Annotated in this window: 5 protein-coding genes; 2 read left to right on the top strand and 3 right to left on the bottom strand. The window is 61.2% G+C overall.

The genetic code is table 11. The annotated features are described in order from the left end of the window. Positions 1-399: hypothetical protein (locus tag VEJ16_12510; protein ID HYB10485.1), on the top strand; the 399-nt coding region annotated here is incomplete at its 5' end. A gap of 30 nt (positions 400-429) precedes the next feature. Here the strand turns inward: VEJ16_12510 and VEJ16_12505 are convergent. Further along, positions 430-630, bottom strand: coding sequence for a hypothetical protein (locus tag VEJ16_12505; protein HYB10484.1), 201 nt, complete (start codon positions 628-630; stop codon positions 430-432). A gap of 152 nt (positions 631-782) precedes the next feature. Beyond that, entirely contained in the window at positions 783-2,825 is a 2,043-nt protein-coding gene (locus tag VEJ16_12500; protein HYB10483.1) for an NADH:flavin oxidoreductase, read from the bottom strand. A gap of 191 nt (positions 2,826-3,016) precedes the next feature. On the opposite strand from VEJ16_12500, the gene VEJ16_12495 reads away from it, so the two are divergent. After that, positions 3,017-4,024: a GlxA family transcriptional regulator gene (locus VEJ16_12495; protein ID HYB10482.1), complete on the top strand. Its 1,008-nt coding sequence runs from the start codon at positions 3,017-3,019 to the stop codon at positions 4,022-4,024. Positions 4,025-4,055: 31 nt separating this feature from the next. Here VEJ16_12495 and VEJ16_12490 read toward each other — a convergent pair. After that, on the bottom strand, positions 4,056-5,039 hold a 984-nt coding region (locus tag VEJ16_12490), incomplete at its 5' end, for a trimethylamine methyltransferase family protein (GenBank protein HYB10481.1).

Below are 5,039 nucleotides of genomic sequence, written 5' to 3'. Positions count from 1 at the left end.
GAGATATCTATCGAGCGGGCCATAGGTGGAGAGCGCGAGCGCGTCGCTGAGGCGCTCGCGAAGCTCGGGCTGTCACGCGCGGAGATCGATCTGGCACTGGAAGGGGTGGATCGGCGCCGCGCAGCTTCCGAGCCGCTTTATCTCGAACAATTGCGGCTCATGCGGAACTTCCTTGCCGAAATCTGCGCGGTCTTGACGCTTGCTACGTCCGAGCGCGGCAAATACAAACTCCGCTCGGACGGCTTCGTGATTTTCGATAGCGACGAGGCCGCGACGGAATATGCCAATCACATGGCCGCACTGAGGGGGATCACTTCGAAGGCAGGCGAAATATCTGCAAAACTGAACGTCGTGGCGGCTAATTTTATGATCCTGCAGTGGACCAAGCGAGCGCAATGACCGCAAATGACGGTCCGACTGTCAACCGCGCTAGTCGCCTTCGCCACCGGGCGTGCCGTAGAGCGCTTCCTGCTCGAACCCCTGGTTCCAAACGACGTGGAGTTCCGAGCCCTCGGGGTAGGGATTGCGGTCGATTCCGTCGTGTCGATAAATCAGGAAAGCCTTGCGGCCGTCATTCCAGGCTGAGCGGGTCGAATCACGTGTTGATTTGGATAACTCTATCGCCGACATAAGACGCACCTCTTACGTCTGCTCTGTAGCACTTCGAACCTTACTGGGTCGAATGAACCATAGGCTCCGACCCGAAAACCGTGCCGTGACAAAAATAGGATATTCGAAATTCACAAAGCCGAACCGGAAAAAGCGCCAATCGCCACGACCGATCAAAAATCCTTCGCGAGCCGCAGGCCATCGAAGATGGCTGCATGAATGTTCCGTGACGAAACCGCGTCGCCAATTCGGTAAAGCTCGTAGTGGCCATCCCGATTGCGCGCGACATGCTGAGGCCGGTTAGCAACCCAGGCATCGTAGTCGACCTCCCCCAGGTTCTTCGAGCTGGGCTTCAGCTCGAAGTAGAGATCCTCGAGCGGCAACGTGCCGTGCTCGACGACAACTTGGTCTACGTGGCGATCGTGGCGCGATTTGTCGTATTCGTTGAAGAGGGTTGCGACCAGCCGGTTTCCGTCGCGGCTGATGCGTTCGAGGCGTAGGTTCAAACTGATCACGACGCCATGTTCGGAGAATGCCTTGAGATAGGCGGGATGATTGGTGCCGCCGACTTCGGGTGCGAGGATTCGCTCGGGTGTTGCGAATTCGAGTTTGGAGCCCGCGGACGCGATGAATTCGGCGGCCGACATGCCGGGGTGGGCGCCGTTGTCATCGAAGAGCAGCACGGTCTCGGCGGGCCTTACTGATCCCGAAAGGATGTCCCACGTCGTCGTCACCAACGTCTCTCCCTCGTCGAGAAATGAGGTATAGGGGAGCCCACCCGTCGCGATGATAACGATATCGGGCTCTTCGGCGCGCACATCCGAAGCCTCGGCATAGGTGTTGAATCGCAATTCCACGCCGTCGCGCGTGCATTCCGCGACCCGCCAGTCGACGATCCCGAGGATCTCGCGCCGACGCCTGAGGCCGGCGGCGATTAGAAGCTGACCGCCGGGCTTGTCCGACGCTTCGAACAGGACAACCCGATGGCCGCGCGCTGCCGCCACCCGGGCCGCCTCGAGCCCGCCGGGGCCAGCACCGACGACGACGATTTTGCGCTTGGGTCCGCTTGTCCGCGCCACCACATGGGGCATCGTCGCTTCGCGCCCGGTCGCCGCGTTATGGATGCAAAGGGCCTCGCCGGCGAGATAGATGCGGTCGATGCAATACCCCATCCCCACGCAAGGACGGATTTCCTCCTCCTTGCCCTCCATGACCTTCCGTGCGATGTGCGGATCCGCCATGTGGGCGCGCGTCATGCCCACCATGTCGAGCTTCCCCGTCGCTACCGCGTGCCGTGCGGTTGCGACGTCCTGAATCCGTGCTGCATGAAAGACCGGGAATTTCGTTGCCGCGCGCACCTCGCCCGCAAAATCGAGGTGCGGTGCCAAGCGCGTGCCCATGCCGGGGATCACATGGGACAGGGCCTCGTCGCTCTCGATATGACCGCGGATCACGTTGATAAAGTCGATCAGCCCGCTTTGGGCGAGGCGACGGGCGATTTCAACCCCCTCCTCCCTCGACAGGCCGCGCTCCCAATCCTCGTCGCACACCATGCGAACGCCGACGATGTACTCGCTCCCCACGCGTTCGCGAATTTCCGCAAGTACCTCGAGTGAAAACCGCATCCGGTTCTCGAGCGTTCCACCATAGTCGTCGCTGCGCCTGTTGGTCGCGGGCGACCAGAACTGATCCGCCAGATGGCCATAGCATTCGACCTCGAGCCCGTCGAGGCCGCTTGCCTTGCAGCGCTCCGCGGCGTCGCCATAGTGACGGATGAGGCGTGCGATATCCCAATCCTCGGCCGATTTCGGGAACGCGCGATGAGCCGGCTCGCGCACGGGCGACGGTGCGACGACGGGAAGCCAATCGTCCCTGCTCCAGGTGGTGCGGCGGCCGAGGTGCGTGATCTGGATCATGACCGCAGCGCCATGACGATGCACGTCGTCCGTCAGCTCTTTGAGCCAGCGGACGACCTCGTCCTTGTAAAGAAGAATGTTGCCGAACGCCTGCGGGCTATCCGGGGCGACGACCGACGAACCGCCGATCATCGTAAGCGCGATGCCGCCTTTTGCCTTTTCCGTGTGATAAAGGCGATAACGCTCCTTCGGCATGCCGTCGACGGTGTAGGACGGCTCATGGGCGGTCGACATGAAGCGATTTCGGAGTTGAAGGTGCTTGAGCTGATATGGTTGCAGAAGAGGATCTTTCGATATCATGCCACGCAACCTCGTTTTCACGTCTGTCCGGCCCCAGCACCAATTCGTCGGCCGACGTTGTTCTAGCCTCGCGCCGAGGGCTTCGGATTTGGGGGTTACACCTCCCCACCCGGTTGTATTTCGGTCGTCTCCGCATCAAGATACCCCATAGGGGCGTTTACTCCAATCCCGCCGCCGGCAGGGAGAGTTCGATGAACTTCACCGATCGCAGATCGGCCCTCAGTGTCGGTTTCCTGGTCGTGCCGAATTACTCGATGATTGCTTTCGCGAATGCCGTCGAGTCATTGCGCATGGTCAATCACGTCAGCCGAAAAACGGTTTGCTCCTGGTCGATCGTCAGCGTGACCGGGCAGCCGGTCCACGCCAGCAATGGCCTTGCCGTTGTGCCGACCATTCCCGCGGTGCAAGCGGCCAACCTCGATTTGGTCTTCGTTTGCGGCGGCATTGACATCCACAAGGCATGCGACGAAGTGACGCTCGCCTACCTTCGACGGCTCGCGCGCCAGAACACCGCATTGGGGGCCCTCTGCACCGGAAGCTACGTGCTTGCGCGTGCGGGCCTCCTCGATGGCTATCGTTGCGCCATTCATTGGGAGAATATCGCTGCCGTCCGCGACGAATTTCCCGACGTCAATTTTTCGACAGAACTTTTCGTGATCGATCGCGACCGCTATACGGCGTCGGGCGGTACCGCACCCCTCGATCTCATGCTGAACCTGATCGCGCAGCGGATGGGGAGCGATCTTTCAGTGGCGATCTCGGAGGAATTCATCCTGGAACGCATTCGGAGTGCGCGGGATCAGCAGCGAATTCCCCTGCTTGCGCGCGTCGGCGCCAAACAGCAGAAGATCATCGAGGCCGCTTCCTTCATGGAAGCGAATATGGAGGAGACCATGAGCCTGGATGCCGTGGCGGCCCATGTGGGGCTCTCGCGGCGACACCTCGAACGGCTTTTCAAACAGCACCTCGACCGCCGGCCGGCACGTTATTATCTCGAGCTGCGCTTGAACCGCGCGCGTCAACTTCTGCTGCAGACCGACATGTCGATCATGGAGGTAACGCTCTCCTGCGGCTTCCAATCGCCGCCGCATTTCAGCAAGTGCTACAAGGATATGTTCGGGCATCCGCCGAGTGCCGAACGGCGCCTGGCCCATCGCGCGCACTCGGTGGCCGATGCGCGCGGCCATCACGCCCAGTAGATCGCGGATTTCGATCGAATCGCTTTCCCGCTCAGACGTTCGAATCCGGAAAAGAGGCTTTTCTGCGCGTCATGAAGTCGATCAGCGCTTCGTCCACCGCGGGGTCGATCGGCGGCGGTTCGTACTCCCGGAGCATTTTCTTACATATTGCATTGGCGCGCTGCGCCATGTCCTGGCTGCCTTCGGCCTCCCATTGCTCGACGCTGTTATTGTCGGCAAGAGGGGAGCGATAAAACGCCGCCTCGAAATTGGCTTGTGTGTGCGCGCAGCCGAGGAAATGCTTGCCCGGCCCTACTTCGCGAATCGCGTCGAGCGCTTGGCCGTTCTCGCTCAGGTCGACACCGGCAAGCATGGTGTGCATCATGCCGGCTTGATCCGCATCCATGACGAATTTCTCGTACCCCATCGCGAGACCGCCTTCGAGCCATCCCGCGGTGTGGAGGACGAAGTTCGCACCGGCAAGGCAGGTTGGGATCATCGTGTTTGCGGATTCGTAGGCCGCCTGGGCATCCGCCAATTTGGAGGCGCAGAGCGCGCCGCCGGAGCGGAAGGGAACGCCGAGGCGGCGTGCTATGGCCGCCATGGTGTAGAGCACCAGGGCAGGCTCGGGCGTGCCGAACGTCGGAGCACCGGATTGCATCGATAGCGAGGAGGCGAAGCTCCCGAAAATGACCGGCGCGCCGGGATTGAGAAGCTGAACGAACGCAAGACCCGCGAGCGCTTCTGCGAGCGTCACCGTGCAAGCGCCCGCCACCGTGACGGGCGCCATCGCACCCGCCAGAATGAACGGGGTCACAAGGCATGCCTGATTGTTTCGCGCATAGACCTTGAGCGCTCCAAGCATCGTCGCATCGAAGGTGAGTGGCGAATTTGCGTTGATGAGACTCGTGATCACGGTTCGAGGCCGTCCGGTCGTCGCGTCGATATAGTTGTCGCCGAAGAGTACCTTCGCCATGTCGACCGTGTCCTGGGCGCGGAGCGGATGGGTGACCGAGCCCATGAACGGCTTGTCGCT

The organism is Alphaproteobacteria bacterium (assembly GCA_035625915.1).
Classification (GTDB): Bacteria; Pseudomonadota; Alphaproteobacteria; order JACZXZ01; family JACZXZ01; genus DATDHA01.
The sequence above is the reverse complement of the archived record's forward strand: the minus strand, read 5'-3'. Positions and strand labels throughout refer to the sequence as shown.

What these genes read in the sequence shown, in the direction of transcription:
- VEJ16_12505 (HYB10484.1), bottom strand. Translation starts at nt 630, where the DNA reads ATGTCGGCGATAGAGTTATCCAAATCAACACGTGATTCGACCCGCTCA.
- VEJ16_12495 (HYB10482.1), top strand. Translation starts at nt 3,017, where the DNA reads ATGAACTTCACCGATCGCAGATCGGCCCTCAGTGTCGGTTTCCTGGTC.
- VEJ16_12500 (HYB10483.1), bottom strand. Translation starts at nt 2,825, where the DNA reads ATGATATCGAAAGATCCTCTTCTGCAACCATATCAGCTCAAGCACCTT.